Origin of the sequence: Amaricoccus sp. (genome assembly GCF_017995835.1) — a bacterium.
In the GTDB taxonomy this organism is placed as follows: Bacteria; Pseudomonadota; Alphaproteobacteria; order Rhodobacterales; family Rhodobacteraceae; genus Amaricoccus.
Genome location: NZ_JAGOID010000047.1, coordinates 1 through 23997, shown reverse-complemented (window position 1 = coordinate 23997; position 23997 = coordinate 1). Strand labels below are relative to the sequence as shown.

Genomic DNA, 23997 nt, shown 5'->3' with positions numbered 1-23997 from the left:
TCTGGCCGGTGAAGAAGCGGCCGAAGTTGTTGCCGGCCTCGATCACCGCGCGATAGCCGGCGATGTTGGCCATCGACGACAGCGCGTCCATCTTCTGCGCCCGGCTGATGCGCGGGACCATGTCCATCGCGAGCGCGGTGACGTCCTTCGCCCGGAGCGATTCGAGCAGCTCGCCGTTCTGCGCCGGGTAGAGGAACGAGATGACGATCTGGCCGGGCTTGGCGCGCTCGACCTCGGACGGCTCGGGCGGACGGACCTTCGCGACCACGTCCGAAAGCGCCCAGAGATCGGCGGCGGTCGGCGCCACCGTCACGCCCGCATCGCGATAGGCGTCGTCGGAAAAGCGCGCCGCCTCGCCGGCGCCCGCCTCGATCAGGCAGTCATAGCCGAGCTTCTTGAGCGCAAGGGCGGATTGCGGGGTCATCGCGACCCGTTTCTCGCCTTCGAAGATCTCTCGTGGGGCGCCGATTTTCACTGCCGTTCGCTCCTCCCGCTGGGCCCGCGCGGCAGCTGCCGGCCGCGAGGACGCCCGGCCTTGTAGCAGTCTGCGTTAACGAGTCAATTTGTCGCGCGACGGGGCAGGAGCATGGGGGTGAGCAGAATCGGGAGCTGGTAGAGCGCCACGAACAGCGCAAAGCGCGGGTCGTGGGGAAGCGCCGCCGCATAGATCGCGATGGTGCGGTTGCCGAAGAGCAAGCCGTAGGCGCCCGCCCGCTCAGGCCCCATCCGGCCGGCGAGCGCGGCGCGGATGGCGAGGTTGACCCCGAGATTCGCGGCGACGGCGACAGTGAGGAGCCCGGCGGCGAGGACGGGTTCGGAGCGGACCAGCGCGGGGACGCCGGCGAAGAGCGGCAGGACCATCCCGATCAGCGCCAGCGTGGCGAGCCCGTCTAGGACGCGGGGATTGCGGGCGACGGTCTCCGGACCGGCGAGTCCCCGGATCGCGACGGCGAGCGCCACCCCGCCGGCGATCATCAGCGCGAGATAGCGGCCGAGCGCCGCGGGGGACAGCGGCGTGCCGCCCGGCAGCAGGATCTCGACGGTCAGCGGGCCGAGGATCGGCGTGAGCAGCGTCGCCGCGATCGTCACCTCGATGGCGCGGCGAGCATCGAGGCCAAGGATGAAGCAGAGGCCGCCGGCGGAAGCTATGGGCGGCGCGGCGGCGAGGTAGATCAGCGCCCCGGTGAGGTCCGCGCCGAAGCCGAGCGCGCGGGCAGAGCCGAGATACGCCAGCGCCGACGCGGGAACGAGGGCGAGGACGATGCCGACGAGACTCGCCGCGGCTTGCAGCCGCAAGGCGTCGCGCGCGGCGGCCAGAAGCTCGATCCGGGCCATGGCGAGTCCGAGGACCAGCACGACGTTGAGCGGCAGAAACGGGCGCAGCGTTGTCGATAGCCCGGGCGCGACGAAGCAGAGCGCCGCGGCGAGCGCGAGCAGGGGGCGGGCGTTCGCCCCGACCCACGCGAGCGCCGCGGTCATGCGGCTCAGCTGCCGCGATAGGTCGAATAGCTGAACGGCGAGAGCAGCAGCGGCACGTGGTAGTGCGCCGTGGCGTCGGCGACCCCGAAGCGGATCGGCACCACGTCGAGGAAGCGCGGACCATCGGACGGCCCGAGCGCCCCATCGAGATAGGCCCCGGCGTGAAAGACGAACTCGTAGACGCCGGGCTCGAGCTCGCCCCTGGGGATCGGCGGCGCATCGGTGCGGCCGTCGTCGTTGGTCGTCAGGCGGCGGGTCAGCCGGCGGCTGTCGCCGTCGAGCCGCCAGACCTCGATCGCGAGCCCCTCGGCGGGACATCCGCGCGCTGCGTCGAGAACATGGGTGGTGACGTAACCTTCGGCCATGCGCTCCTCCTCCTGGCTCGCGACCGATCATGGCCGTAACGGGGGGCGGCGCACCAGCCCCGCCGGCCTAAAGAACCTTCAAGGCGAATTTGAAAGCCTCCCCGCCACGGTTGGACTAGTCTCGCCGCGACCGTTTGGACGGAGTACGCAGGTGCAACGCTATCCCCGGAACATGCAGGGCTATGGTGGACGACCCCCGGCGGCCGATTGGCCGGGCGGGGCGCGGATCGCCGTGCAGTTCGTCCTGAACTACGAGGAAGGCGGCGAGAACTGCGTGCTACACGGCGACGCGGCCTCGGAGGCGTTCCTCTCGGAGATCACCGGCGCGCAACCCTGGCCGGGGCTGCGGCACTGGAACATGGAGTCGATCTACGAGTACGGCGCCCGCGCCGGGTTCTGGCGACTGCACGAGATGTTCACCTCGCGCGACATCCCGGTGACGGTCTACGGCGTCGCGACGGCTCTGGCGCGGTCGCCGGCGCAGGTGACGGCGATGCAGGAGGCGGGCTGGGAGATCGCCTCGCACGGGCTGAAATGGGTCGAGCATCGCGACATGCCGCGCGACGAGGAGGCCGCGCAGATCGTCGAGGCGATCCGGCTGCACACCGAGGTGACCGGCGAGCCGCCCCGCGGCTGGTACACCGGCCGCTGCTCGGTCAACACCGTCGATCTCGTGACCGAGACCGCGGCGTTCGACTACGTCTCCGACACCTACGACGACGACCTGCCCTACTGGCGCGAGCACGCCGGACGGCAGCAGCTGATCATTCCCTACACGCTCGACGCCAACGACATGCGCTTTGCGATCGCCGCGGGCTTCACCCATGGCGAGGAGTTCTACCAGTACCTCAAGGACGCCTTCGACACGCTCTATGCCGAGGGCTTGGCGGGGTCGCCCAAGATGATGTCGGTGGGCCTGCACTGCCGGCTGATCGGCCGGCCGGGGCGCGCGGCGGCGCTGGCGAAGTTCCTCGACTACGCCCGCAGGCATGACCGGGTCTGGTTCCCGACCCGGCTCGCGATCGCCCGACACTGGGCCGAGCGGCATCCGGCGCCGGCGCCGTGGGAGCGGCCGTCGCAGATGCCTAAGGAGGCCTTCGTGACGAAGTTCGGCGGCGTCTTCGAACATTCCCCGTGGATCGCCGAGCGCGCCTGGGAGATGGAGCTCGGGCCGGCGCACGACACCGCCGGCGGCGTCCACAACGCGCTCGCCCGCATCTTCCGTTCGGCCTCCGAGGCGGAACGGTTGGGCGTGCTGACCGCCCACCCCGACCTTGCGGGCAAGCTCGCCGCGGCCAAGCGGCTGACGCCGGAATCGACCGCCGAGCAGGCGGGCGCGGGGCTGGACGCGCTGACCGACGAGGAACGCGTGCGCTTCACCGCGCTGAACGAGGCCTATGTGGCGAAGTTCGGCTTCCCCTTCATCATCGCGGTGCGCGGACTGACCAAGGACGACATCCTGGCGGCCTTCCAGCGGCGGATCGACAACGGCCGCGAGGAGGAGTTCGCCGCCGCCTGCCGGCAGGTCGAGCGGATCGCGCTCCTGCGGCTTCGCGACATGCTGCCCGCATGACCGATCCCGCGCGCCTCCGGATCCTCGCCATCCTCGCCGACGGCGAAATGGACAGGCAGGCGGACCTCGCGCTGTTCACGCTCGACGGGTTGGGTATCTCCGGCGCGGGCGATCCGCTCGCCGCGCTGGTTCTATGCGGGGCCCACCGGGCCGACCGCGTGATGATCGCCGGACGCTGGACCGTCGAGGACGGCCGGCCGGTCGGCGTCGGCCTCGCCCGCCTGCGCGCCGAGCACGGCCGCGCGGCGCGGCGGTTCCTGGAGGAGACGGCATGAACGAACAGACCAACCGCGACCGGAGCAAGCGCCTCACCCGCAAGAACGCCCAATCGACCTATGCCGAGGGCGAGGAGCGGCCCGACTTCACCCGCGCATACTACGCGCCGAAGGGCGGGTTGCCGGGCCAGAGCGAGCTGATGACGGGCCGCTCGGTCTTCACCGAGGCCTATGCCTTCATCCCGCGCGGGGTGATGACCGACATCGTGACCTCGGGCCTGCCCTTCTGGGACAAGACCCGGACCTGGATCATCGCCCGGCCGATGACCGGATTTTCCGAGACCTTCAGCCAGTACATCGTCGAGGTCGAGCCCGGCGGCGGCAGCGTCCGGCCGGACACCGAGGAGGGCGTCGGCTCGGTCCTCTTCACCGTGGAGGGCGAGCATCTGGTGACGATCGGGCCGGAGACCTTCCTGCTCTCGCCCGGCCATTTCGCCTACATCCCGCCGAACATGACATGGACACAGCGCAACCACACCGGCGAACGGGTGGTCTTCCACTGGATCCGCAAGGCCTATGAGCCGCTGGAGGACATGGACCCGCCGCCGCCGCTGGTGGTGAACGAGGCGGACGTGAAGGAAGTGGCCATGCCGGACACGCAGAGCCGCTGGACGACGACGCGGTTCCTCGACCACTCAGACATGCGCCACGACATGCACGTGACCATCGTGAACCTTCAGCCCGGCGCCGAGATCCCCTTCATGGAGACGCACGTGATGGAGCACGGGCTCTACGTGCTCGAGGGCAAGGGGGTCTACAAGCTCAACCGCGACTGGGTCGAGGTCGAGGCGGGCGATTTCATGTGGCTGCGCGCCTTCTGTCCGCAGGCCTGCTACGCCGGCGGCCTCGGCCGGTTCCGCTACCTGCTTTACAAGGACGTGAACCGCCACGCGCGGCTGCGCGGCTTCGGACGGTGAACCAGGTGATCGACCGGACCCTGCGGCTGGAAAAGCTGACGGCGGAGGTCTTCGCGCCCTTCGGCGACGTGATCGAGGCCGCCGGCGCGGGCAGCTTCGACTTCAACCGCGGCATGGCGCGGCGCTTCCACGACCTCGCCCGCACCGAGGCGACAGGCGACGGCCGGATCGGCGTCTCGATCGGCCGGGCGCAGCCCTACCGCCTGCCGCTGGCGCTCGACATGGTCGAGCGCCACCCGCTCGGCAGCCAGGCCTTCGTGCCGCTGGGGCGGGATCCGTTCGTCGTGATCGTCGCGCCGGACGAAGGCGGCCATCCGGGGCGGCCGCGGGCCTTCGTCACCGCGCCCGGACAGGGCGTGAACTACCTGCGCAACGTCTGGCACGGGGTGCTCACGCCTCTCGACCGGCCGGCTGACTTCCTGATCGTGGACCGGATCGGCACGGGGGTGAACCTGGAGGAGCACCGCTTCGAGGAGCCGTGGGCCGTCGTCGCCTGACCGGCGCGGGGTCGGGAGCCCCCGCTCCCGCCCCGGCCGGCCGTGAACGCTTCCCGACGGCACGACACACTCGCTACGCGCCCGATTCCCTCGGGCGCCCTTCTCCTAGCGACGCTTCGTGACGCCGCCATGACCGGGCGAGCCTCGGGATGACGGAGAAGCCCCTCCAGTCAACCGCCAATGGCGGCGAGGATCGCGTCGAACCCGTCTTTCAACGCAAGACCCGCCACCGGAAAGCCCGCCCGGCGTCCAGCCGGCGACATCGTCGGGCACCTCTCCTTATTCCTTCAGCCGCTCCTCGATGGCCTGCCGGAGGACGACGGCGTTGTTGTGCTCCTGGTCGCGCGCGGCATAGAGGAGCGTGAGCGGTCCGGACCGCGCGCGGGCGAGGAGCGCCTCGAAGGGGGCGGGATTCGCCGCCAGCTCCGCGAGATACCTCCGGCGGAACTCGCTCCAGCGCGCCGGATCATGGCCGAACCAGCGCCGCAAATCGTCGCTCGGGGCAAGGTCCTTGACCCATTCGTCGATGTCCAGGCGCGCCCGGGCGATCCCGCGCGGCCAGATGCGATCCACCAGCACCCGCGCGCCCTCGCCCTCTCCCGCAGGATCGTAAGCCCGCCGCAGGCCGATCGCGCCCATCAGGTCGGTCGCGGCAACGCCGTATAGACGCGCTCAACGAACAAGGCGAACTCGTCGATCCAGCTCTTGAGGAACTTCTCGGTGTCGGGATTGGTCACCTCGCCGTCGTCGGCGATGAGCCCCGGCTTGAACTGGATGTAGGCCTCCATGACGTTCATCATCGGCGAGTTGCAGAAGGCGAGGACGCCGCGCAGGCTCTGTTGCGCGAGCGCGGTCCCGATCGCGCCGGGCGACGTCCCGATCACCCCCGAAGGCTTGCGCGCGAAGGCGTTCTGCCCCCAGGGCCGCGTCCCCCAGTCGAGCGCGTTCTTGAGCCCGCCGGGGATCGAGCGGTTGTACTCCGGCGTAACGAAGACGAAGGCCTCCTGCGCTGCGAGGGTCTCCTTGTACGCGCGCGCCGTCGGCGGGAAATCGGCGTCGTAGTCATAGCTGTAGAGCGGCAGGTCGGCGAAGCCGATCTCCGTCATGATCAGGTCGGAGGGCGCGAGCCGCACCAGCGCCCTGGCGAGCTTGCGGTTGATCGAGCCCTTGGCGAGGCTCCCGACAAAATAGCCGACGCGGTAGTTTGACATGGGCGTTCTCCTTGCTGCCGACCCGAGTATGGCGCCGGTGCCGCCGTAAACCAAACGTTAGGGATTCGCACCGAGCCTGCCCCCGGACCCGAAGATTTGCGTTGCAATGTTCCTGTTTTTCCCCAATCTTCGACATCGAGAACAAGGCATGAACGGTTTGCCCGGATTGCCGCGATCCGACAGGTGTGGAATATAGGGGCACGATATGAGCTCTCCCGTGGTGGACTTCTCCGAAAGACGCGGCATGGACAAGCAGAAGGCGCTGGAATCGGCGCTGGCGCAGATCGAGCGCAGCTTCGGCAAGGGCTCGATCATGCGGCTCGGCCAGACGCCGGCGCTCGACATCGAGGCGATCTCGACCGGCTCGATCGGCCTCGACATCGCGCTCGGCATCGGCGGCCTGCCCAAGGGGCGGATCATCGAGATCTATGGACCGGAAAGTTCCGGCAAGACCACGCTGGCGCTGCATGTCCTCGCCGAGGAGCAGCGCGCCGGCGGGGTCTGCGCCTTCGTCGACGCCGAGCACGCGCTCGACCCGGCCTACGCCAGGAAGGTCGGCGTCAACATCGACGAGCTGCTGATCTCGCAGCCCGACACCGGCGAGCAGGCGCTCGAGATCACCGAGACGCTGGTGCGCTCCGGGGCGGTCTCGGTCGTCGTGGTAGACTCGGTGGCGGCGCTGACGCCGAAGTCCGAGCTCGAAGGCGAGATGGGCGACGCGCAGGTCGGCGCCCAGGCCCGGCTGATGAGCCAGGCGATGCGCAAGCTGACCGCGGCGATCTCGCGCTCGAACTGCATGGTGATCTTCATCAACCAGATCCGCATGAAGATCGGCGTGATGTTCGGCAGCCCGGAGACGACCTCGGGCGGCAACGCGCTGAAGTTCTACGCCAGCGTGCGGCTCGACATCCGCCGGATCGGCGCGATCAAGGACCGCGACGAGGTCGTGGGCAACGCCACACGGGTGAAGGTGGTGAAGAACAAGGTCGCGCCGCCGTTCCGCCAGGTCGAGTTCGACATCATGTACGGCGAGGGCATCTCCAAGCGCGGCGAGCTGATCGACCTCGGCGTCAAGGCCGGCGTGGTGGAGAAGTCGGGCGCCTGGTACTCCTTCGCCGATCAGCGCATCGGCCAGGGCCGCGAGAACGCCAAGACCTTCCTCAAGGACAACCCCGACATCGCCTGGGCGATCGAGGACAAGATCCGCGCCGCCCACGGCCTCGACTTCGGCATGACCGCCGACGAGCAGGCCGGGGCGCTGGACGACTGACCCGCGCCTCCCGCCGACGACGCTCCGGCGCGAGGCGCACCGGGGCATTGTCGTTTGGGCGGGGGCCGGCCTCGGGGGGGCATCGAGCCCCCCCTCGGCCGGGCGGAGGCGAACGCCCCCGCCGGAAGCGTCCCGCCGGGCTGACCGGATCAGCGAACCGGCTCCCGCAAGATCAATGCCTTGAGTGAACCTCCCGCGCGCAGAACGCCCGCGGGCCAGAACGGAACACGGGCGACCCCGGGCCGGAGCCGCGACGCCCTGCGAGGCGTGGACTCGGGAGGAGGCGGACGCTAACAGGTTCCGGCAGGGGCCGGAGGCGGTGAAGCCGCTCGATTCGGACCGTTCAGCCTGCGCAACCGGAAGAGCCCATGGCGAGCCTCAACGACATCCGATCGACCTTCCTCGACTATTTCGGGCAGAACGACCACCGGATCGTCGAAAGCTCGCCACTGGTTCCACGGAACGATCCGACGCTCATGTTCACGAACTCGGGCATGGTCCAGTTCAAGAACCTGTTCACCGGTCAGGAGCACCGCGACTATGTTCGCGCCACCACCAGCCAGAAATGCGTGCGCGCCGGCGGCAAGCACAACGACCTCGACAACGTCGGCTACACGGCGCGGCATCACACATTCTTCGAGATGCTCGGGAATTTCTCCTTCGGCGACTACTTCAAGGAGAACGCCATCCCCTACGCCTGGGAGCTGCTGACCAAGGGCTTCGGGCTGCCGAAGGAAAGGCTTCTCGTCACCGTCTACCATGACGACGAGGAGGCGGTGGCACTGTGGCGCAAGGTCGCGGGGCTGCCGGACGAGCGGATCATCCGCATCGCCACCTCGGACAACTTCTGGATGATGGGGCCGACCGGACCGTGCGGGCCGTGCTCCGAGATCTTCTACGACCACGGCCCCTCCGTCGCCGGCGGCCCGCCGGGCTCGCCGGACGAGGACGGGGACCGGTTCATCGAGATCTGGAACCTCGTCTTCATGCAGTACGAGAGCCATGACGACGGATCCCGCACCCCCCTGCCCCGGCCGTCAATCGACACCGGCATGGGGCTGGAGCGCGTCGGCGCCGTGCTCCAGGGCAAGCACGACAACTACGACACCGACCTGATGCGGGCGCTGATCGAAGCGACTGCGCACGTGACCTCCGCCGATCCGGACGGGCCGGGCAAGGTCCACTGCCGGGTGATCGCCGACCACCTGCGCTCTACGTCGTTCCTGATCGCCGACGGCGTCCTTCCCTCGAACGAGGGCCGCGGCTACGTCCTGCGCCGGATCATGCGCCGGGCCATGCGGCACGCGCACCTGCTCGGCGCGCAGGACCCGGTGATGTGGCGGCTGGTCCCGTCGCTGGTCCAGCAGATGGGCCAGGCCTTCCCCGAACTCGTCCGCGCCCGACCGCTGATCGAGGAGACGCTGCAACTCGAGGAGACGCGGTTCAAGACCACGCTCGACCGCGGGCTCAAGCTCCTCGACGACGAGCTCGAACGCCTGCCCGAGGACGCCGCGCTGCCTGGCGAGGCGGCGTTCCGGCTCTACGACACCTACGGCTTCCCGCTCGACCTCACCCAGGACGCGCTGCGCGAGAAGGGTCGCAGCGTCGACGTCGCGGGCTTCGAGGCCGCCATGGCGGAGCAGAAGGCCCGCGCCCGCGCCGCCTGGGCGGGCTCAGGCGAGGCGGCGGAAGGGGCGATCTGGCTGGCGCTCGCCGAGCGACTCGGACCGACGGAGTTCCTCGGCTACGACACCGAATCCTCCGAGGGCCAAGTCGCGGCGCTGGTCCGCGACGGCGCAGAACTCCCGGCGGCCGGCGCGGGGGAGACGGTTCAGATCGTGCTGAATCAGACGCCGTTCTACGGGGAGTCCGGCGGCCAGGTCGGCGACGCCGGCACGCTGCGCACCGACGCGGCCAAGGTCGCCATCACCGACGTCAGAAAGCGCGCCGGCCTCTTCGTCCACGAAGGCAGGGTCGAGAGCGGCCGGCTCGTGCGGGGCGCGGCGGCGGAACTCGCGGTCGACCAGGAGCGACGGAACTCCATCCGCGCCCACCACTCGGCGACGCACCTGCTGCACGAGGCGCTGCGCCGCACGCTCGGCGATCACGTCGCGCAGCGCGGCAGCCTCGTCGCGCCGGACCGGCTGCGCTTCGACTTCACCCACGGCAAGGCGATGACCCCGGCCGAACAGGGGGTGGTCGAGGCGGAGGTCAACGCCTTCATCCGCCAGAACACCCAGGTCGAGACGCGCATCATGACGCCCGATGCCGCCGAGAAGATCGGCGCCCGGGCGCTGTTCGGCGAGAAGTATGGCGAGGAGGTCCGCGTCGTCTCGATGGGCACGAGCGCGGGCTCGGGCGTCGGGCTGCGGGGCGACACCTACTCGCTCGAACTCTGCGGCGGCACGCATGTCGCGCGCACCGGCGACATCGGCGCGTTCCGGCTGACGCTGGAGACCGCCTCGGCCAGCGGCGTGCGCCGGGTGGAGGCGCTGACCGGCGAGGCGGCCCGCATCCACACGGCCGCCGAGATCGCCGCGCTCGGCGAGGCCGCGGGCCTCCTGCGCGCCCGGCCCGACGAACTGGCCGAGCGCATCCGCGCGCTCCTCGACGAGCGCAAGGCCCTCAGCCAGGAGGTCGCCGACCTGCGCCGCAAGGCCGCGCTCGCGGGTGACGGCGGCGCGCCGGCGGGCCCCGAGACGGTGAAGGGCGTAAGCTTCCTCGCCCGGTCGCTCAGCGGCGTCTCGGGCAAGGATCTGCGCGGGCTGATCGACGAGCACAAGGCGCAGCTGAAATCGGGCGTGGTCCTGCTCGTCGCAGACACGGGCGACCGCGCGGCGGTCGCGGCCGGCGTCACGGCGGACCTGACCGAGCGGATCTCGGCCGTCGATCTCGTGCGGGTCGCCGCCGAGGCGCTCGGCGGCAAGGGCGGCGGCGGCCGGCCCGACATGGCACAGGCCGGCGGGGCCGACGCCAGCAAGGCGCCCGAGGCGATCGCCGCGGCGCGGGCGCTGCTCGAAGCCTGAACGGGAGGGAAGGAGAAGCGATGCCGGCCTACTGGATTGCGCATGTCGTGGTGACCGACGAGGACGCCTACGGGCGCTACGCGAGGCTTGCGGGCCCGGCGATTGCGGCGCATGGGGGCAAGTTCCTCGCCCGCGGCGGGGCCCATGTGCAGCTCGAGGGGCGGGACCGGCCGCGAAACGTCGTGGTGGAGTTCCCCGACATCGCCGCGGCGGAGGCCTGCTACAACTCCGAGGCCTACCAGGCGGCGCTCGTCCATGCGAAGGGCGCCTCGGAGCGGGATCTCGTGGTGGTGGCCGGCATCGAGGGCTGACGAACGCGCCGGGCCGCCGAACGACAGGGAGCCGAGAAAAATGGAACGCATCCGCTGGGGCATTCTCGGCGCGGGCAAGATCGCCCGGGAATGGGCGCTCCGGCCCTGCATTCCAGCGAGCGCGGCGACCTCGTCGCCGTCGCGAGCCGCACGCCGGGCAAGGCCGCGGCGCTGGCGGCGCCCTACCGGGCGCGCACCCACGCGACCTACGAGGCGTTGCTGGCCGACCGGGACGTGGACGCGGTCTACATCCCGCTGCCGAACGGCGACCACGTCGCCTGGACCGCCAACGCGCTCAACGCCGGCAAGCACGTGCTCTGCGAGAAGCCGATCGCGCTGAAGGCCGGGGAGATCGACGGTCTGATCGCCTTGCGCGACCGCACCGGCCTCCTCGCAGCCGAGGCGTTCATGGTCACCCACCACCCGCAGTGGATCCGGGCGCGCGAGCTCGTGCGGGACGGCGCCATTGGCCGACTGATGCAGGTGCAAGGCTGCTTCTCGTTCTTCAACGACGATCCGGCCAACATTCGCAACATGCCTGGGCTCGGCGGCGGCGCATTGCGCGACATCGGGGTCTACCCCTGCGTCACCACCCGCTTCGTCACCGGGGCGGAGCCCTTGGCGGCGACGGCCTCGATCGACTGGCGCCTCGGCATCGACGCGACGGCGCGGGTGCAGGCCGACTTCCCGGACTTCCATCTCGACTTCTACGTCTCGATGCGGATGGCCCCGCGGCAGATGATGGCTTTCCACGGCGACGCCGGGTGGCTGACGCTGCACGCGCCGTTCAACGCCGGCTACTACGGCGACGCGGTGCTGGAGCTGCGCGGTTCGGACGCGGTCGTGCACGTGGAGCGATTCGCCCGGTCGGACCAGTACCTGGCGCAGGCCGACGCCTTCAACGCCGCCGTGCTCGACGGCGCTGCCTATCCCTGCCCGCTGGAGTTCTCGCGCGGGAATCAGGCGATGATCGACATGATCTACGAGGCCGCCGGCCCCGAGTAAGCCGGGGCGATTCAGATCCCGGCAAGTCCTGCTGCCTAGGCTCGCGCGGCCGCTCCCTTGAAGGCGCGGCCGATTCGGTGCAGCCTTATCCACAGGGGACGAGAACGATGACGGGACGGAGACTGGCGCCAGCGCTCCTTGCCGCGATTGTCGCTGCGGGATGTGTGCCGGAGGATGTGCCGGTGACAACGCCGCCGCCGCAGGCGGCGCCGGCCGATCCGGCGATCTACGCGGCGCGCAACGACGGCGGGCGGATGCTCGCGGCGATCGATGTGAACAGCTTTCATCCGGCGCTGCTGCGCAACCGGGCGCCCTTCGAGACCACCGAGGCCCCGGGAACCATCGTCATCGACACCAAGGGACCGTTCCTCTATTTCGTCGAGCCCGACGGCATGGCGACGCGCTACGGCATCGCCATCGGGCGCGAGGGCTTCGGCTGGACCGGATCGGGCTACGTCGCCCGCACCGCCCGCTGGCCGACCTGGACGCCGCCGCCGGAAATGATCAAGCGCGAGCCCTATCTGGAGAAATGGGCGGACGGGATGCCGGGCGGACCGCAGAACCCGCTCGGAGCACGCGCGCTCTACATCTACTTCAACGGCCACGATTCCGGATATCGGATCCATGGCACCAACCAACCGAAGTCGATCGGCTGGGCCGCCTCCTCCGGCTGCTTCCGAATGATAAACCAGGACGTGATCGACCTCTATGATCGGGTCGCCCCCGGCGCAAAGGTCGTGGTGATGTAGCGCCCGGGCCGCGGGACAATCCGGCGGCCGGCTGCTAGACGGGGCGCGCCATTTCGCGAGGAGCCCCGAACGTGACCGCAGCAGCAGCCCTGAACGACCACCTGCGCCAGATCTCCGCCATGGGGCGTGTCGCGGGCCTGCTCGGATGGGACATGGAGACGCAGATGCCGCGGCGGGGCGCGGCGCAGCGGGCGGAAGAGGCGGGGGCGGTGGCCCGCGCGCTGCACGCGCTCGAGGTGGATCCGGCGCTTGCGGAGGCGGCGGACGCGGCGGAAGCGGCGGGGGCGGACCCTGTGACGGCGGTGCAGGTCGCCGAGGCGCGGCGCATCCACGGCCGGGCGACGCGGGTGCCGGCGGCGCTGGCGGCGGCGCTGGCGGCGACGACGGCCGAGGCGCAGACGATCTGGGAGCAGGCGCGGGCGGCGCGGCGGTTCGCCGATTTCGCGCCGGCGCTCGACCGGGTGCTGCGGCTCAAACGCGACGAGGCGGAGTGCCTCGCCCGTGAGGCTGTCGACGGCTACGACGCGCTCCTCGACGAGCACGAGCCGGGGATGACAGCCGCAGCGGCGGCGGGGCTGTTCGCGGCGCTGCGGCCGGGCCTCGTCGAGTTGCGCGCTCGCCTTACCGACGGCGGCGGCGCGGCGCCCCGGCTGGAGGGACACTTCCCCAAGGAGCAGCAGATCGCGCTGTCGCGGCGGATCGCCGGCGCGCTCGGCTACGACTGGGAGGCGGGCCGGATCGACCTCGCGGTGCATCCCTCCTGCTCGGGCACCTTCGGAGACGTGCGGATCACCACGCGCATCGACGAGGCCGACCCGCTCGGCAGCATCTACAGCACGATCCACGAGGTAGGCCACGCGCTCTACGAGCAGGGCCTCGACCCGGAGACCGGGCTGACGCCGGCCGGTCAGTTCGCCTCAATGGGGGTGCACGAGAGCCAGTCGCGGCTCTACGAGAACCAGATCGGGCGGAGCCGGGCCTTTGCCGAGTGGCTCTATCCGCTCCTGGTCGAGACCTTCGGTCCGCTGTCGCTCGACAGCCCGGACGCGCTCTTTCGCGCCGTGAACCGGGTGGAGACGGGCTTCATCCGCACCGAGGCGGACGAGGTCCACTACAACCTCCACATCATGCTGCGCTTCGACCTGGAGCGGGCGCTGATCGCCGGCGATCTCGACGTCGACGGGCTCGAGGCGGCGTGGAACGATCGCTTCGAGGCGGATTTCGGGATCCGGCCGCCCGACGCGGCCATGGGCGTGCTCCAGGACGTGCACTGGTCCGTCGGCGCCTTCGGCTATTTCCCGACCTACACCTTCGGCAATGTCTATGCCGCGACGCTTGACGCGGCGCTGCGGACGGACGTCCCCGACCTCGACTCGCGGGTGGCGACGGGGGACTTCGCGCCGGCTCTCGCCTGGCTCAGGCCTCGCATCCACCGGCGCGGGCGGATGCTGCCGCCGGCGCGGCTGATCGCCGAAGCGGCCGGGCGGGAGGCCCGGCCGGAGGCGCTGGTTGCGGCGCTGAAGGCAAAGTTCGAACCGCTCTACCGCCCATGACGCAGGCTATCACAGTGATAGCCCAATCAACTGTTTGATTCAAAAGGTGTATTCCGAAGGCGCGATTCAGAGCGCCTCCAGCTCGTCGATCATGCCGGAGATGAGCGACAGGCCCTTGTCCCAGAAGGCGGGGTCGGTCGCATCGAGGCCGAAGGGGGCGAGGAGTTCCTTGTGGCCCTTGGAGCCCCCGGCTTCCAGCATCGCGAGATACTTGTCCGCGAAGGCTGGGTCGCCCTCGCGGTAGACCGCATAGAGCGCGTTCACCAGCCCGTCGCCGAAGGCGTAGGCGTAGACGTAGAATGGCGAATGGATGAAATGCGGGATGTAGGACCAGAAGGTTTCATAGCCCGGCATGAACTCGAAGGCCGGGCCGAGGCTCTCGCCTTGCACGCTCATCCACAGCGCGCCGATGTCTTCGGGCGTCAGCTCGCCGTCGCGGCGGGCGGCGTGGAGCTTGCATTCGAAGTCGTAGAAGGCGATCTGGCGGACGACCGTGTTGATCATGTCCTCGACTTTGCCGGCGAGGAGGATCTTGCGCGCCTCCGGGGTCTCGGCGGCCGCGAGGAGCCTCTGGAAGGTCAGCATTTCGCCGAACACCGAGGCGGTCTCGGCCAGCGTCAGCGGCGTATCGGCGAGAAGCTCGCCCTGCCGAGCCGCGAGGCGCTGGTGGACGCCGTGGCCGAGCTCGTGGGCGAGCGTCATCACGTCGCGCTGCTTGCCGAGGTAGTTGAGAAGCAGGAAGGGGTGCGCGTCCGTCACCGTGGGATGCGCGAACGCGCCGGGCGCCTTGCCGGGCTTCACCTCCGCGTCGATCCAGCCGCCGTCGCCGAAGAAGGGCTGGGCCAGCTCCGCCATGCGCGGGTCGAAGTCACGGTAGGCGGCGAGAACCGTGTCCACCGCCTCGGCCCAGGGGATCTTGCGGTCGTCGTCGCGCGGCAGGGGCGCGTTGCGGTCCCAGACCTGAAGCTTGTCGAGGCCGAGCCAGCGCGCCTTCAGTGCGTAGTAGCGATGCGACAGGCGGGGATAAGCGGCGACCACGGCGTCGCGCAGCGCCTGCACCACCTCCGGCTCGACGTCGTTCGCGAGGTGGCGTGACATCTGCGGGGTGGGGAGCTTGCGCCAGCGGTCCTCGATCTCCTTCTCCTTGGCGAGGGTGTTGGTGATCCGGGCGAAGAGCGCGCGCTTTTCCGCGAAGACTGTGGCCAGCGCCTCGGCCCCGGCCTGGCGCCTGGCGCGGTCGGTGTCGGAGAGGAGGTTGAGCGTCGCCTCAAGCCCGAGGGTCTCGCCGTTCACCTCGAAGGTCAGGCCCGCCATCGTCTCGTCGAAGAGGCGGTTCCAGGCGGCGGCGCCGACGACGGACTGGTCGTGCAGGAGTTTCTCCAGCTCGTCGGAGAGCTGGTAAGGCTTCATGGCGCGGATGCGGTCGAGCACCGGCTTGTAGCGGGCGAGATCGGCGTTGGCTTCGAGGCGCGCGTCGAGCGCCGCGTCGTCGATCCTGTTCAGCTCCAGCGTGAAGAAGACGAGGGGCGTTGTCGCGTCGGTGATCGCGGCCTGCTTGTCGCCGAAGAACTTGGCGCGCGCCGGGTCGAGCGTGTTCTGGTAGTGGCGCAGACCCGCGAAGCTCATGATCCGGCCGGAGACCTGCTGGATACGCTCCCAGCGGCGGATCGCGGCGAGGAGGCCGGCGGCGTCGAGGTCGGCGAGCCTGCCCTCGTAGTCGCGGGCGAAGTCGGCGCATTCGGCCGCGAGCCATTCGAGGTCCGCCTTGAGCTGCGGGGCGTCCTCGCCCGTGTAGAGCGCGGAGAGGTCCCAGGAGGGCATCGGGCCCAGCTCGTTGTCGCCGGCGGTGGGATCGCGGGCATCGCGGGCGCGGGGGTCGGTCATGGCGTGCTCCTCGGAGGGTCGGCGCAGAGTTATGCGCTCGGCCCGCCGGTGTCGAGGCGGCCACGATAAAGTGCCAGCCCGAACACGGGTCCGGGCCGGCGGGGAAGGTCGGGCGGCGTCAGGCGCGGGCGCGGGCGGCGTCGACGCTCCACGGGCCGGGGCCGGCTACAGCAAGGTAGAGGAAGACGAAGCAGAAGAGGATCGCCGCGTCGCCGCCGTTCAGGGCCGGAAAGAAGCTCTGCGGCGCGTGGGCCATGAAATAGGCGACCGCCATCTGGCCGGAGAGCACGAAGGCCACAGGCCGGGTCATGAACCCGACGACGAGCGCCGCGCCGCCGAAAAGCTCGAGCACGCCCGCGATCCAGGGCAGCGAGAACATGGCCGGGCTGAAGTCGGAGGCCGGGAAGCCGAGGAGCTTCTGCGTGCCGTGGGCCATGAAGAGCAGCGCCGCCATGATGCGCAGGATGCTCAGCATCCGGGGCGCCCAGGCGTTCAGGGGCTTGGCCATGCTTCGGTATCTCGCTTTGTTGACAGCAGACGTCGGGAAATCGCCCACCGGTCACGCCGGCGTCAACCCCGATGGCGTTAAACTACTCGTGAGGGCAGCGGCTCGCCACGGAAATGGGCGATGAGGTTGTCGGCCGCGAGCATCCCCATCGCCGTGCGGGTCTCGAGCGTGGCGCTGCCGATATGGGGCAGGAGCGTCACGTTCGCGAGCGCGACGAGTTCGGCCGGCACCTCCGGCTCGTGCGCGAACACGTCGAGTCCGGCGCCGGCGATGCGGCCCGCGACAAGCGCCGCGACCAGCGCCGTCTCGTCTATGACATCGCCGCGGGCGGTGTTGACGAGATAGGCCGTCGGCTTCATCCGCGCGATGCGCTCGGCCGAGATCAGGCCCCGGTTGGCGCCGCCGCCGGGGGCGTGGAGGGTGACGACGTCGGCCTCCTCCATCACCGCCTCGATCGAGGGACGCGCCTCGGCGGGGAGGTCCCAGGGGCCGACGGCGGATCGGTTGAAGTAGATCGCCCTCATGCCGAAGCCGAGCACGGCGCGCCGGGCGGTGGCGGCGCCGATGCGGCCCATGCCGATGACGCCGAGGGTCTTGCCCTGGACCGACATGCCGAGCTGCGCCGTCGGCGAGAAGCCGCCCCATTCGCCACGGCGGAGCTGCATCTCCATCTCCGAGGCGCGGCGGGTGGCCTGGAGGATCAGCATCATCGCCGTGTCGGCGGTGGCGTCGGTCAGCACGCCGGGCGTGTTCGTCACGATGACGCCGCGGTCCCTGGCCGCGTCGAGGTCGATGTGGTTCACGCCGACGCCGAAGTTGGCGATGATCTGCGTCCGCCGCCTGCCTTCGGCGTCGAGGAGCGGGCCGTCGAGCGGGTCGCCGACGGCGAGCAGGATGCCGTCGGCCTCCTGCAAGGCGCGGATCGTGTCGGCGCGGGTGAAAAGGCGGTCGTCCTCGTTGAAGGCGACGTCGAGGCCGGAGGCGGCGAGGCGCTCCTCGACGGCCGGGGGCATCCTGCGGGTGACGACGATGCGGGCGGGCGTGTCGGCCATGGCGCTAGATCCCTTCCACGACCGCGAGCGTCGCGCGAGCCGCGCCATGGCGGATCGGCCTGACCGCCGCGTATTCCGGACTGTCGGCCCAGGCCCGGGCGGCGGCGGCGTCGGGAAAGCGGATGATCACCAGCCGGCTTGGCGTCCAGAGGTCGCATTCGAACACGTCGAGGGCGCCGCCCCGCGCGAGGTACTCGCCGCCGTAGGCCTCGACGACCGGCCGCGCCAGCGCCTTGTAGCGCTCGTAGGCGTCGGCGTCGGAGATGTCCGTGTCAACCACGAGATATGCGGCCATGCAGCTCTCTCCCTGTCAGGCGCGGGGGGGCGCCGGCGCGAAGGCTATCGTCGAGGGCGCGGGCTGACCAGATCGAACGGTGGGAGGAAAGGTCCGGTTTCAGTGCAGGCGCGAGCCGAGGGGGACGGGCATTCCGGGCTCGACGAGCACGATCGCGCCGTCCGCATCGGCGAGGCCGAGGGTCAGCACCTCGGAGCGAAACGGGCCGATCTGGCGGGGCGGGAAGTTCACGACCGCAAGGACCAGCCGGCCCGCCAGCGCCTCGGGCGCGTAACGTTCGGTGATCTGCGCCGACGACTTGCGCTCGCCGATCTCGGGGCCGAAGTCGATCCAGAGCTTCAGCGCCGGCTTGCGCGCCTCGGGGAAGGGCTCGGCGCGGGTGATGCGGCCGACGCGGATGTCGACCTTGAGGAAGTCGTCGAAGGCAATCTCGGTCATGCCGGAAAAGAGAAACCGCCTGCCCGGGGAGGGCAAGCGGTTTCGGTGCTCGACAGGTTTTCTTTCGCGCCGCTCTCACGTCCCGGGCGGACCCGGGGCGCGTGCGGGGCGCGTATGGGGGCTCAGGCCTTGGTGGTGAGCTTGGTCGCCAGGTCGCGGAGTTCCCCAAGGCTCTCCTTGATGCGCGCGGAGACGATCTCGTAGGCGTCGGTGTTGGCCTTCTGGGCGCTCTCGGCGAGGGCCTGCATGTTGGCCAGCGCCTTCTCGAAGGCGGCCTTGGCGAGTTCGCCCTGGGCCTTGGCGCTCTCGGCGTCGAGCTTGGTGGCGTCGAAGGACTTCAGGTGCTTGCCGGCCTCGCTCATCGTCTCCTCGAAGATCGCCATCTGCTTCTTGAAGAGATCCTGGTAGCCGGCCGCAGCCGCCTTGTTGGCCTCGACGAGGGCGTCCATGTTCTTCTGCTGGGCGGAAAGCACCGCCTCGGTGTCGAAGCCCGGCACCTTCATCGTCGAAAGCTGCTTGGTGAAGTCGTTCTGCTTGAAGAAGTCGGTGAGCTTCTCGACATCGAACGAGAACGTCTTGGGGTCGAACATTTCTGGTCTCCTCGGCTGGGGTTCGTCGATCCTCTGCAAGCCATATGTTGCAGTGCAGCAAGAATGTCAAGGGGCCCCATGTTGCAATGCAGCATGAGCCCCTTTCGGTCAGCCGGCGAGCGCCCGGCTGCGGGCCGCCGCGGCCGCGACGGCGCGGCGCATCAGCGGGGTCAGGCCATCGCCTTCGTCCATGAGCATCTCCAACGCTGCGGCGGTGGTTCCGCCGGGACTCGTCACGTCGGCGCGCAGCCGGGACGGCTCCCGATCGGGGGCCTCGGCCAGCCGCGCGGCGCCCGCGACCGTAGCACGAGCGAGCCGCAGCGCCAAATCCGGCGCGAGCCCCTCGGCCTCGCCCGCCGCGGCGAGCGCCTCGATCATCAGGAACACATATGCCGGGCCCGAACCGGAGACGGCGGTGACCGCGTCCATCTGCGCCTCGGTCTCCAGCCGCGCCGTCTCGCCGACGGCGGCCATCAGCGTCTCGGCGACGCGCATCCCCTCCTCGCCCGCGGCGTCGTTGCCGACCAGCGCGGTCATGCCCCGGCCAATCGCCGCCGGCGTGTTCGGCATGGCGCGCACGATCGGCGTGCCGGCCCCGAACGCCTCCTCGAGGGCCCGGATCGGCGTGCCGGCGGCGATGGAGACGAAAAGCGTACCCCCGCCGCCGTACCCGGCGAGGCGGGGCAGCGCCGCGCCCATGCTCTGCGGCTTCACGGCGACGACGGCGATGCCGGGAGGTTCGGGTGGATAGTCATTGAGCCGGAGCCCCTCGCGCGCCAGCGCCTCCAGTCGCGGCGACGGGTTCGGCTCGAGCGCCGAGACGGCCGACGCCGGCAGGCCGCCCGCGAGCCAGCCCTCGAGCAGCGCCGAGCCCATCTTGCCGCAGCCGAGCAGCACGAGGCCTCGACCTGCCAGATCCGGGATGTCCATGGGCGCCCCCTCCCCGCACGCGGCCGGAGAGGGGGCCGCGTTCGTTCAGGCGCGACCGTAGGCCTCGCCCATGGCGATTCCAAGCGCCTTCTCCGGAGTCTCGCCGCCCCACGCCACGAGCTGGAACGCGGGGTAGAACCGCTCCGACGCCGCCACCGCGGCGCGCACGATGTCCTGGATCTGCCCCGCCCCGACCGAGGCGCCGCCGACGAGATTGAGGCTGTAGCGGTAGACCATCAGCTTCTGATCCGGCCACAGCACAAAGGCGCCCGACCAGCACTTGTCGTTGGCGAGCGCCATGATCTTGTAGAAGGCCCCGAGCTTGCGGGCTGGCGGCGCCATCTCGAAGGCGCAGATCAGCCGGAGCGTCTCCTCGCGCGCGGACCAGGCGAGGGTGACGGAATAGGTGCGCCAGGCGCCCTCGATGGCCATGGCGATCTGATCGTCGGCGATCCGGTCGAAGTCCCAGGAACGCTCCTCGGCCAGCGATTCCACGATGTCGATGGGGTGGAGGTCCTCGGAATTGAAATCGCGCTCTACAACAGCCATGCCCGCCGCCCTTCCATCTGGACCGCCGCCGGGGCGAACCCCGATCGGGGTTGGAGGTTAACAACAGATCATAGGCCGGAACCTACGACCTACAAGATATGGTGGGGGAGGCCAGGGGGACTGTAAAGACAAATTTTGTGTCGCATCGGTTACAAAAACCGGCGTCCTTAACGCGGACCTTCCTCTCCGGTCGCTGCGCCGGCCTTGGCCTTGCGGCGCGGCGCGGCCTCCAGCGTCTCGATGCGGCCCCGCAGCGCCTCGTTCTCCTCGCGCGCCTTCTGCGCCATGGCGCGCACCGCGTCGAACTCCTCGCGCGTGACGAAATTGCGGTCGGCGAGCCAGCGGTCGACGAGCCCCTTGAGCGCCGTCTCGGCCTCGGTCCGCGCACCCTGCGCCACGCCCATGGCGTTGGTCATCAGCTGCGAGATGTCGTCGAAGAACTTGCCGCGGGTCTGCATGGATCGCACCTCCTTGCCCTGCGACGGGATATGGCCGTTTGCGGCGCCGTTTCCAACCCTCGCTTGACAAGCGCCGGAGGGGCCGTGATGCAGGCGGCGCCTCTCCCCCGCGGAACCCGATGCTGCTCGCCCTGCCCTTTCCCGACATCGACCCGGTTCTGTTCTCGGTCAACCTGTTCGGGCACGAGCTGGCGCTGCGCTGGTACGCCCTCGCCTATATCGCCGGGTTGGTGCTGGGCTGGCGCTACATCGCCTGGCTCTGCGCCCGGCCCGGGCTCTGGGGCGGCCGCAGCCCCATGGAGCCGGCGCGCGCCGAGGATCTGCTGACCTGGATGGTGGTTGGCGTCATCCTCGGCGGCCGGCTCGGTTTCGTCCTGTTCTACCAACCGGCCTGGTACTTCGCGAACCCCGCCGAGATCCTCGCGGTCTGGAAGGGCGGCATGTCCTTCCACGGCGGTTTCCTCGGCGTGGTTCTCGCCACGGTCGGCTTTGCGCGGCGCAATGGCGTCGACACGCTGCGGCTCGGCGACGCGGTGGCGGCCGCGGCCCCGGTCGGGCTGTTCTTCGGCCGTCTCGCCAACTTCGTGAACGGCGAACTGTGGGGGCGGCCGACCGAGGTTCCTTGGGCGGTCGTGTTCCCCGGAGCCGATTGCCCCGTGCCCTGGCCGGTCGCCTGCGGCCGTCACCCCTCGCAGCTCTACGAGGGCGCGCTCGAAGGAGTCCTGCTCGGCCTTCTCCTGTTCCTCGCCATCCGCCGCGGGGCGCTGACCCGGCCGGGGCGGGTCATGGGGTTCTTTCTCCTCGGCTACGGGTTCGCAAGGCTCCTCGTCGAGGCCTTCCGGCAGGCGGACGCCCAGTTCGTGACCGCCGCCAACCCCTTCGGCCATGTCCTCGCCTTCGGGACGTGGGGCCTCACGATGGGTCAGATCCTGTCGCTGCCGATGGTCGCCGCCGGGATCGTGCTCCTCGTCCTGTCGGCCCGACCGGCGCCTGCGGCCGGGCCGGCGCCCGCGCGCCCGGCGGCGCGGCGGGCGCGACGCAAGCGGTGACGCCGCTCGCCGCGACGCTGGCGGCCCGGATCGCGGCAACCGGGCCGATCGGCCTCGACGACTTCCTCGCGGCGGCCGGGCAAGGCTACTACGCCGCGGCCGACCCGTTCGGGGCGCGCGGCGACTTCGTGACCGCGCCCGAGGTCAGCCAGATGTTCGGCGAACTCATCGGGGCGTGGCTGGCGCAGGTCTGGCTCGACCAGGGGGCGCCGTCCCGATTCGTCCTTGCCGAACTCGGCCCCGGCCGCGGCACATTGATGGCCGACGCGCTGCGCGCGATGGCGGCCGCGCCGGGCCTGCTCGCGGCGGCCGAGCTGTGGCTGGTCGAGACGAGCCCGGTCCTGCGCCGGGCGCAGGCCGAGCGGCTGGCGTCGGCGGCGCCACGCTTCGCAGACCGCGTCAGCGCGCTGCCGCCCGGGCCGCTCTACCTGATCGCCAACGAGTTCTTCGACGCCCTGCCGATCCGCCAGCATCGCCGCGCCGACCCTGCCTGGCAGGAGCGCCGTGTCGGCCTCGCCGGTGGACGGCTCGCGTTCGAATGGGGGTCGCTGCGCATCGACCCGGATCTCGACCGGCGCTTTCCGCTGACGGCGGACGGCGTGATCGTGGAGACCTGCCCAGTGGGCGAGGTGGCGGCGGCGGTCGTGGGCGCGCGGATCGCGGCCGAGGGCGGCGCAGCGCTCGTCATAGACTACGGCGCGTGGGACGGCGTCGGCGACACGCTTCAGGCGCTCTCGCGCCACGCCCCCGTCGACCCGCTCGCCGCGCCGGGAACGGCGGACGTGACCGCCCATGTCCGTTTCCGCGCGCTGGCCGAAGCCGCGTCGCCGGCGCGCGCCTTCGGCCCCGAGCCGCAGGGCGCGTTCCTCGAACGGCTCGGGATCGCCGCGCGGGCGGCGCGTCTGGCCCGCGGCAGGGGCCCCGACGTGGCGACGCTGATCGCCGCGGACGTTCGGCGCTTGACCGACGCTGCGGAAATGGGAACGCTGTTCAAGGCGCTGGCCTTCGTCCCGCCCTGGACGGGCGCGCCGCCCGGATTCGCGGATGGCCCAGAACAACCTTGAGATCCTGACTTCGGACTTGCTTGCCGGCGCCCGGCACGGGTTCTTCACGCGCCGTGGCGGCGCATCGTCGGGCGTCTATCGCGGGCTGAACTGCGGGCCCGGGTCGCGCGACCAGGCCGAGGCGGTGCGGCTGAACCGCGCCCGGGTCGCGCAGGCGCTGGCCGTTCCGCCCGAGCGGCTGCTGTCGCTGCACCAGATCCATTCCGCCGAGGCCGTGGTCGCGACGCCGGAGGGCTGGTCCGAGCGCCCCCGCGCCGACGCGATGGTGACCGACCGGCCCGGCCTCGCGCTCGGCGTGCTGACGGCGGATTGCGCCCCGGTGCTGTTCCACGACGCCGGGGCGCAGGTGATCGGGGCCGCCCACGCCGGCTGGCGCGGGGCGCTCGACGGCGTGCTCGAAGCGACGCTGGAGGCGATGGAAGGGCTCGGCGCGGCGACCGCGCGCGTGCGTGCCGTCGTCGGTCCGACGATCAGCCAGCGCGCCTATGAGGTGGGGCCGGAATTCTACTACCGCTTCGCCGACGAGGACCCCGCCCATGCCCGCTACTTCGCCCAGGGCGAGGGCGACCGGATGCGGTTCGATCTGCCCGTCTTCGTCCTTGACCGCCTCCGCGCCGCCGGGGTGGCGGAGGCGGCCTGGATCGGCGCGTGCACGTACTCCGACCCCGACCGGTTCTTCTCCTACCGCCGCACCACCCGCGCCGGCGAGACCGACTACGGCCGCCTTATCTCCGCCATCGCGCTGGAGGGCTGACCGGCTCCCCTGCCCCAAGTCATGCGGTTTCCGTCTGAAGGCTTCGGCGTCAAGGGTTTACGGCGAATCCGCGTAACCGGGGCAAAAAGGTGGGCGGTTGTGTCGATAGGGGATCCACAAGCGCAGGGATTTCTGAATCCATGCGGGCATGGCAGGAGCCCCACCAGATATCGATGACTTGAACCTGGCGGGCCT

At 70.5% G+C, this 23997-nt stretch carries 26 protein-coding genes and 1 pseudogene; 13 read left to right on the top strand and 14 right to left on the bottom strand.

Going from position 1 to position 23997, the window contains the following annotated elements; all coding sequences use genetic code 11:
- From KBA23_RS09250 to uraH, 3 genes and pseudogenes are all read right to left on the bottom strand, one after another.
- A pseudogene (locus KBA23_RS09250) lies at positions 1-475 on the bottom strand (NAD(P)(+) transhydrogenase (Re/Si-specific) subunit alpha); the annotation flags it as partial.
- 83 nt (positions 476-558) lie between these two features.
- Positions 559-1479: a hypothetical protein gene (locus KBA23_RS09245; RefSeq protein WP_290739778.1), complete on the bottom strand. Its 921-nt coding sequence runs from the start codon at positions 1477-1479 to the stop codon at positions 559-561.
- Between the two features lie 5 nt (positions 1480-1484).
- Positions 1485-1844, bottom strand: a complete 360-nt coding sequence (gene uraH / locus KBA23_RS09240; RefSeq protein WP_290739776.1) for a hydroxyisourate hydrolase — start codon at positions 1842-1844, stop codon at positions 1485-1487.
- 151 nt (positions 1845-1995) lie between these two features.
- Here uraH and puuE point away from each other — a divergent pair, with 151 nt between their 5' ends.
- From puuE to KBA23_RS09220, 4 genes are read left to right on the top strand one after another with little or no spacing between them, the layout of a single operon-like run.
- A complete protein-coding gene (gene puuE, locus KBA23_RS09235) occupies positions 1996-3417 on the top strand; it encodes an allantoinase PuuE (RefSeq protein ID WP_290739774.1) in 1422 nt (473 codons plus the stop codon).
- Positions 3414-3692, top strand: a complete 279-nt coding sequence (locus tag KBA23_RS09230; RefSeq protein WP_290739772.1) for a hypothetical protein — start codon at positions 3414-3416, stop codon at positions 3690-3692. The genes puuE and KBA23_RS09230 overlap by 4 nt, the downstream gene beginning before the upstream one ends.
- A complete protein-coding gene (locus KBA23_RS09225; protein ID WP_290739769.1) occupies positions 3689-4609 on the top strand; it encodes a bifunctional allantoicase/(S)-ureidoglycine aminohydrolase in 921 nt (306 codons plus the stop codon). Before KBA23_RS09230 ends, KBA23_RS09225 begins: the two co-directional genes overlap by 4 nt.
- 8 nt (positions 4610-4617) lie before the next feature.
- Positions 4618-5106, top strand: a complete 489-nt coding sequence (locus tag KBA23_RS09220) for an ureidoglycolate lyase (RefSeq protein WP_290739781.1) — start codon at positions 4618-4620, stop codon at positions 5104-5106.
- Between the two features lie 279 nt (positions 5107-5385).
- On the opposite strand, the gene KBA23_RS09215 is transcribed toward KBA23_RS09220, so the two are convergent.
- Positions 5386-5745: a DUF488 domain-containing protein gene (locus KBA23_RS09215; protein ID WP_290739766.1), complete on the bottom strand. Its 360-nt coding sequence runs from the start codon at positions 5743-5745 to the stop codon at positions 5386-5388.
- A complete protein-coding gene (locus KBA23_RS09210) occupies positions 5745-6317 on the bottom strand; it encodes an NADPH-dependent FMN reductase (RefSeq protein WP_290739763.1) in 573 nt (190 codons plus the stop codon). Before KBA23_RS09210 ends, KBA23_RS09215 begins: the two co-directional genes overlap by 1 nt.
- Before the next feature lie 205 nt (positions 6318-6522).
- Here KBA23_RS09210 and recA point away from each other — a divergent pair, with 205 nt between their 5' ends.
- The 6 genes from recA to KBA23_RS09180 all read left to right on the top strand — a co-directional run bounded on the left by recA (position 6523) and on the right by KBA23_RS09180 (position 14231).
- Complete coding sequence (gene recA, locus KBA23_RS09205; RefSeq protein ID WP_290739760.1) at positions 6523-7587, top strand: recombinase RecA; 1065 nt, start codon at positions 6523-6525, stop codon at positions 7585-7587.
- 368 nt (positions 7588-7955) lie between these two features.
- Complete coding sequence (alaS, locus tag KBA23_RS09200; protein ID WP_290739757.1) at positions 7956-10613, top strand: alanine--tRNA ligase; 2658 nt, start codon at positions 7956-7958, stop codon at positions 10611-10613.
- 20 nt (positions 10614-10633) lie between these two features.
- Positions 10634-10924, top strand: coding sequence for a DUF1330 domain-containing protein (locus KBA23_RS09195; protein WP_290739755.1), 291 nt, complete (start codon positions 10634-10636; stop codon positions 10922-10924).
- Positions 10925-11014: 90 nt separating this feature from the next.
- On the top strand, positions 11015-11929 hold the full coding sequence (locus tag KBA23_RS09190) for a Gfo/Idh/MocA family oxidoreductase (protein WP_366935305.1): 915 nt from the start codon (positions 11015-11017) through the stop codon (positions 11927-11929).
- A gap of 182 nt (positions 11930-12111) precedes the next feature.
- Entirely contained in the window at positions 12112-12678 is a 567-nt protein-coding gene (locus KBA23_RS09185; RefSeq protein ID WP_290739752.1) for a L,D-transpeptidase, read from the top strand.
- A gap of 71 nt (positions 12679-12749) precedes the next feature.
- Positions 12750-14231: a carboxypeptidase M32 gene (locus tag KBA23_RS09180; RefSeq protein WP_290739750.1), complete on the top strand. Its 1482-nt coding sequence runs from the start codon at positions 12750-12752 to the stop codon at positions 14229-14231.
- A 66-nt stretch (positions 14232-14297) separates the two neighbouring features.
- Here the strand turns inward: KBA23_RS09180 and KBA23_RS09175 are convergent, their stop codons facing one another.
- The 9 genes from KBA23_RS09175 to KBA23_RS09135 form a co-directional block, all read right to left on the bottom strand.
- On the bottom strand, positions 14298-16115 hold the full coding sequence (locus KBA23_RS09175) for a M3 family oligoendopeptidase (protein ID WP_290739748.1): 1818 nt from the start codon (positions 16113-16115) through the stop codon (positions 14298-14300).
- Between the two features lie 118 nt (positions 16116-16233).
- On the bottom strand, positions 16234-16623 hold the full coding sequence (locus tag KBA23_RS09170) for a DoxX family protein (RefSeq protein ID WP_290739746.1): 390 nt from the start codon (positions 16621-16623) through the stop codon (positions 16234-16236).
- Between the two features lie 77 nt (positions 16624-16700).
- A complete protein-coding gene (locus KBA23_RS09165; protein ID WP_290739745.1) occupies positions 16701-17675 on the bottom strand; it encodes a D-glycerate dehydrogenase in 975 nt (324 codons plus the stop codon).
- Between the two features lie 4 nt (positions 17676-17679).
- On the bottom strand, positions 17680-17970 hold the full coding sequence (locus KBA23_RS09160) for a DUF1330 domain-containing protein (RefSeq protein ID WP_290739743.1): 291 nt from the start codon (positions 17968-17970) through the stop codon (positions 17680-17682).
- Between the two features lie 99 nt (positions 17971-18069).
- Positions 18070-18408, bottom strand: a complete 339-nt coding sequence (locus tag KBA23_RS09155) for a tRNA-binding protein (protein WP_290739740.1) — start codon at positions 18406-18408, stop codon at positions 18070-18072.
- Positions 18409-18530: 122 nt separating this feature from the next.
- Complete coding sequence (phaP, locus tag KBA23_RS09150; protein WP_290739738.1) at positions 18531-18998, bottom strand: phasin family protein; 468 nt, start codon at positions 18996-18998, stop codon at positions 18531-18533.
- 108 nt (positions 18999-19106) lie between these two features.
- Entirely contained in the window at positions 19107-19928 is an 822-nt protein-coding gene (gene proC / locus KBA23_RS09145) for a pyrroline-5-carboxylate reductase (RefSeq protein ID WP_290739735.1), read from the bottom strand.
- A 45-nt stretch (positions 19929-19973) separates the two neighbouring features.
- The gene (locus KBA23_RS09140; protein ID WP_290739732.1) at positions 19974-20477 is read right to left on the bottom strand and encodes a YbjN domain-containing protein; all 504 of its coding nucleotides are present in this window, start codon (positions 20475-20477) and stop codon (positions 19974-19976) included.
- Between the two features lie 167 nt (positions 20478-20644).
- Positions 20645-20935 (bottom strand): accessory factor UbiK family protein, encoded by a 291-nt coding sequence (locus KBA23_RS09135; RefSeq protein ID WP_290739729.1) that lies wholly within the window; start codon positions 20933-20935, stop codon positions 20645-20647.
- A 119-nt stretch (positions 20936-21054) separates the two neighbouring features.
- Between KBA23_RS09135 and lgt the strand changes: the two genes are divergently transcribed.
- From lgt to pgeF, 3 genes are read left to right on the top strand one after another with little or no spacing between them, the layout of a single operon-like run.
- Positions 21055-21984, top strand: a complete 930-nt coding sequence (gene lgt, locus KBA23_RS09130; RefSeq protein WP_290739726.1) for a prolipoprotein diacylglyceryl transferase — start codon at positions 21055-21057, stop codon at positions 21982-21984.
- The gene (locus tag KBA23_RS09125) at positions 21981-23048 is read left to right on the top strand and encodes an SAM-dependent methyltransferase (protein ID WP_290739723.1); all 1068 of its coding nucleotides are present in this window, start codon (positions 21981-21983) and stop codon (positions 23046-23048) included. The genes lgt and KBA23_RS09125 overlap by 4 nt, the downstream gene beginning before the upstream one ends.
- On the top strand, positions 23029-23802 hold the full coding sequence (gene pgeF, locus KBA23_RS09120; RefSeq protein WP_290739720.1) for a peptidoglycan editing factor PgeF: 774 nt from the start codon (positions 23029-23031) through the stop codon (positions 23800-23802). The genes KBA23_RS09125 and pgeF overlap by 20 nt, the downstream gene beginning before the upstream one ends.
- The last annotated feature ends 195 nt before the right edge of the window (positions 23803-23997 follow it).

Bases quoted from the DNA above. Each gene is read 5' to 3' on its own strand.
- KBA23_RS09210 (WP_290739763.1), bottom strand. From the start codon at position 6,317: ATGTCAAACTACCGCGTCGGCTATTTTGTCGGGAGCCTCGCCAAGGGC.
- KBA23_RS09170 (WP_290739746.1), bottom strand. From the start codon at position 16,623: ATGGCCAAGCCCCTGAACGCCTGGGCGCCCCGGATGCTGAGCATCCTG.
- recA (WP_290739760.1), top strand. From the start codon at position 6,523: ATGAGCTCTCCCGTGGTGGACTTCTCCGAAAGACGCGGCATGGACAAG.
- proC (WP_290739735.1), bottom strand. From the start codon at position 19,928: ATGGACATCCCGGATCTGGCAGGTCGAGGCCTCGTGCTGCTCGGCTGC.
- KBA23_RS09155 (WP_290739740.1), bottom strand. From the start codon at position 18,408: ATGACCGAGATTGCCTTCGACGACTTCCTCAAGGTCGACATCCGCGTC.
- phaP (WP_290739738.1), bottom strand. From the start codon at position 18,998: ATGTTCGACCCCAAGACGTTCTCGTTCGATGTCGAGAAGCTCACCGAC.
- KBA23_RS09160 (WP_290739743.1), bottom strand. From the start codon at position 17,970: ATGGCCGCATATCTCGTGGTTGACACGGACATCTCCGACGCCGACGCC.
- KBA23_RS09175 (WP_290739748.1), bottom strand. From the start codon at position 16,115: ATGACCGACCCCCGCGCCCGCGATGCCCGCGATCCCACCGCCGGCGAC.
- uraH (WP_290739776.1), bottom strand. From the start codon at position 1,844: ATGGCCGAAGGTTACGTCACCACCCATGTTCTCGACGCAGCGCGCGGA.
- KBA23_RS09215 (WP_290739766.1), bottom strand. From the start codon at position 5,745: ATGGGCGCGATCGGCCTGCGGCGGGCTTACGATCCTGCGGGAGAGGGC.
- KBA23_RS09225 (WP_290739769.1), top strand. From the start codon at position 3,689: ATGAACGAACAGACCAACCGCGACCGGAGCAAGCGCCTCACCCGCAAG.
- KBA23_RS09135 (WP_290739729.1), bottom strand. From the start codon at position 20,935: ATGCAGACCCGCGGCAAGTTCTTCGACGACATCTCGCAGCTGATGACC.
- KBA23_RS09140 (WP_290739732.1), bottom strand. From the start codon at position 20,477: ATGGCTGTTGTAGAGCGCGATTTCAATTCCGAGGACCTCCACCCCATC.
- KBA23_RS09165 (WP_290739745.1), bottom strand. From the start codon at position 17,675: ATGGCCGACACGCCCGCCCGCATCGTCGTCACCCGCAGGATGCCCCCG.
- KBA23_RS09230 (WP_290739772.1), top strand. From the start codon at position 3,414: ATGACCGATCCCGCGCGCCTCCGGATCCTCGCCATCCTCGCCGACGGC.
- KBA23_RS09190 (WP_366935305.1), top strand. From the start codon at position 11,015: ATGGGCGCTCCGGCCCTGCATTCCAGCGAGCGCGGCGACCTCGTCGCC.
- lgt (WP_290739726.1), top strand. From the start codon at position 21,055: ATGCTGCTCGCCCTGCCCTTTCCCGACATCGACCCGGTTCTGTTCTCG.
- KBA23_RS09195 (WP_290739755.1), top strand. From the start codon at position 10,634: ATGCCGGCCTACTGGATTGCGCATGTCGTGGTGACCGACGAGGACGCC.
- KBA23_RS09245 (WP_290739778.1), bottom strand. From the start codon at position 1,479: ATGACCGCGGCGCTCGCGTGGGTCGGGGCGAACGCCCGCCCCCTGCTC.
- alaS (WP_290739757.1), top strand. From the start codon at position 7,956: ATGGCGAGCCTCAACGACATCCGATCGACCTTCCTCGACTATTTCGGG.
- pgeF (WP_290739720.1), top strand. From the start codon at position 23,029: ATGGCCCAGAACAACCTTGAGATCCTGACTTCGGACTTGCTTGCCGGC.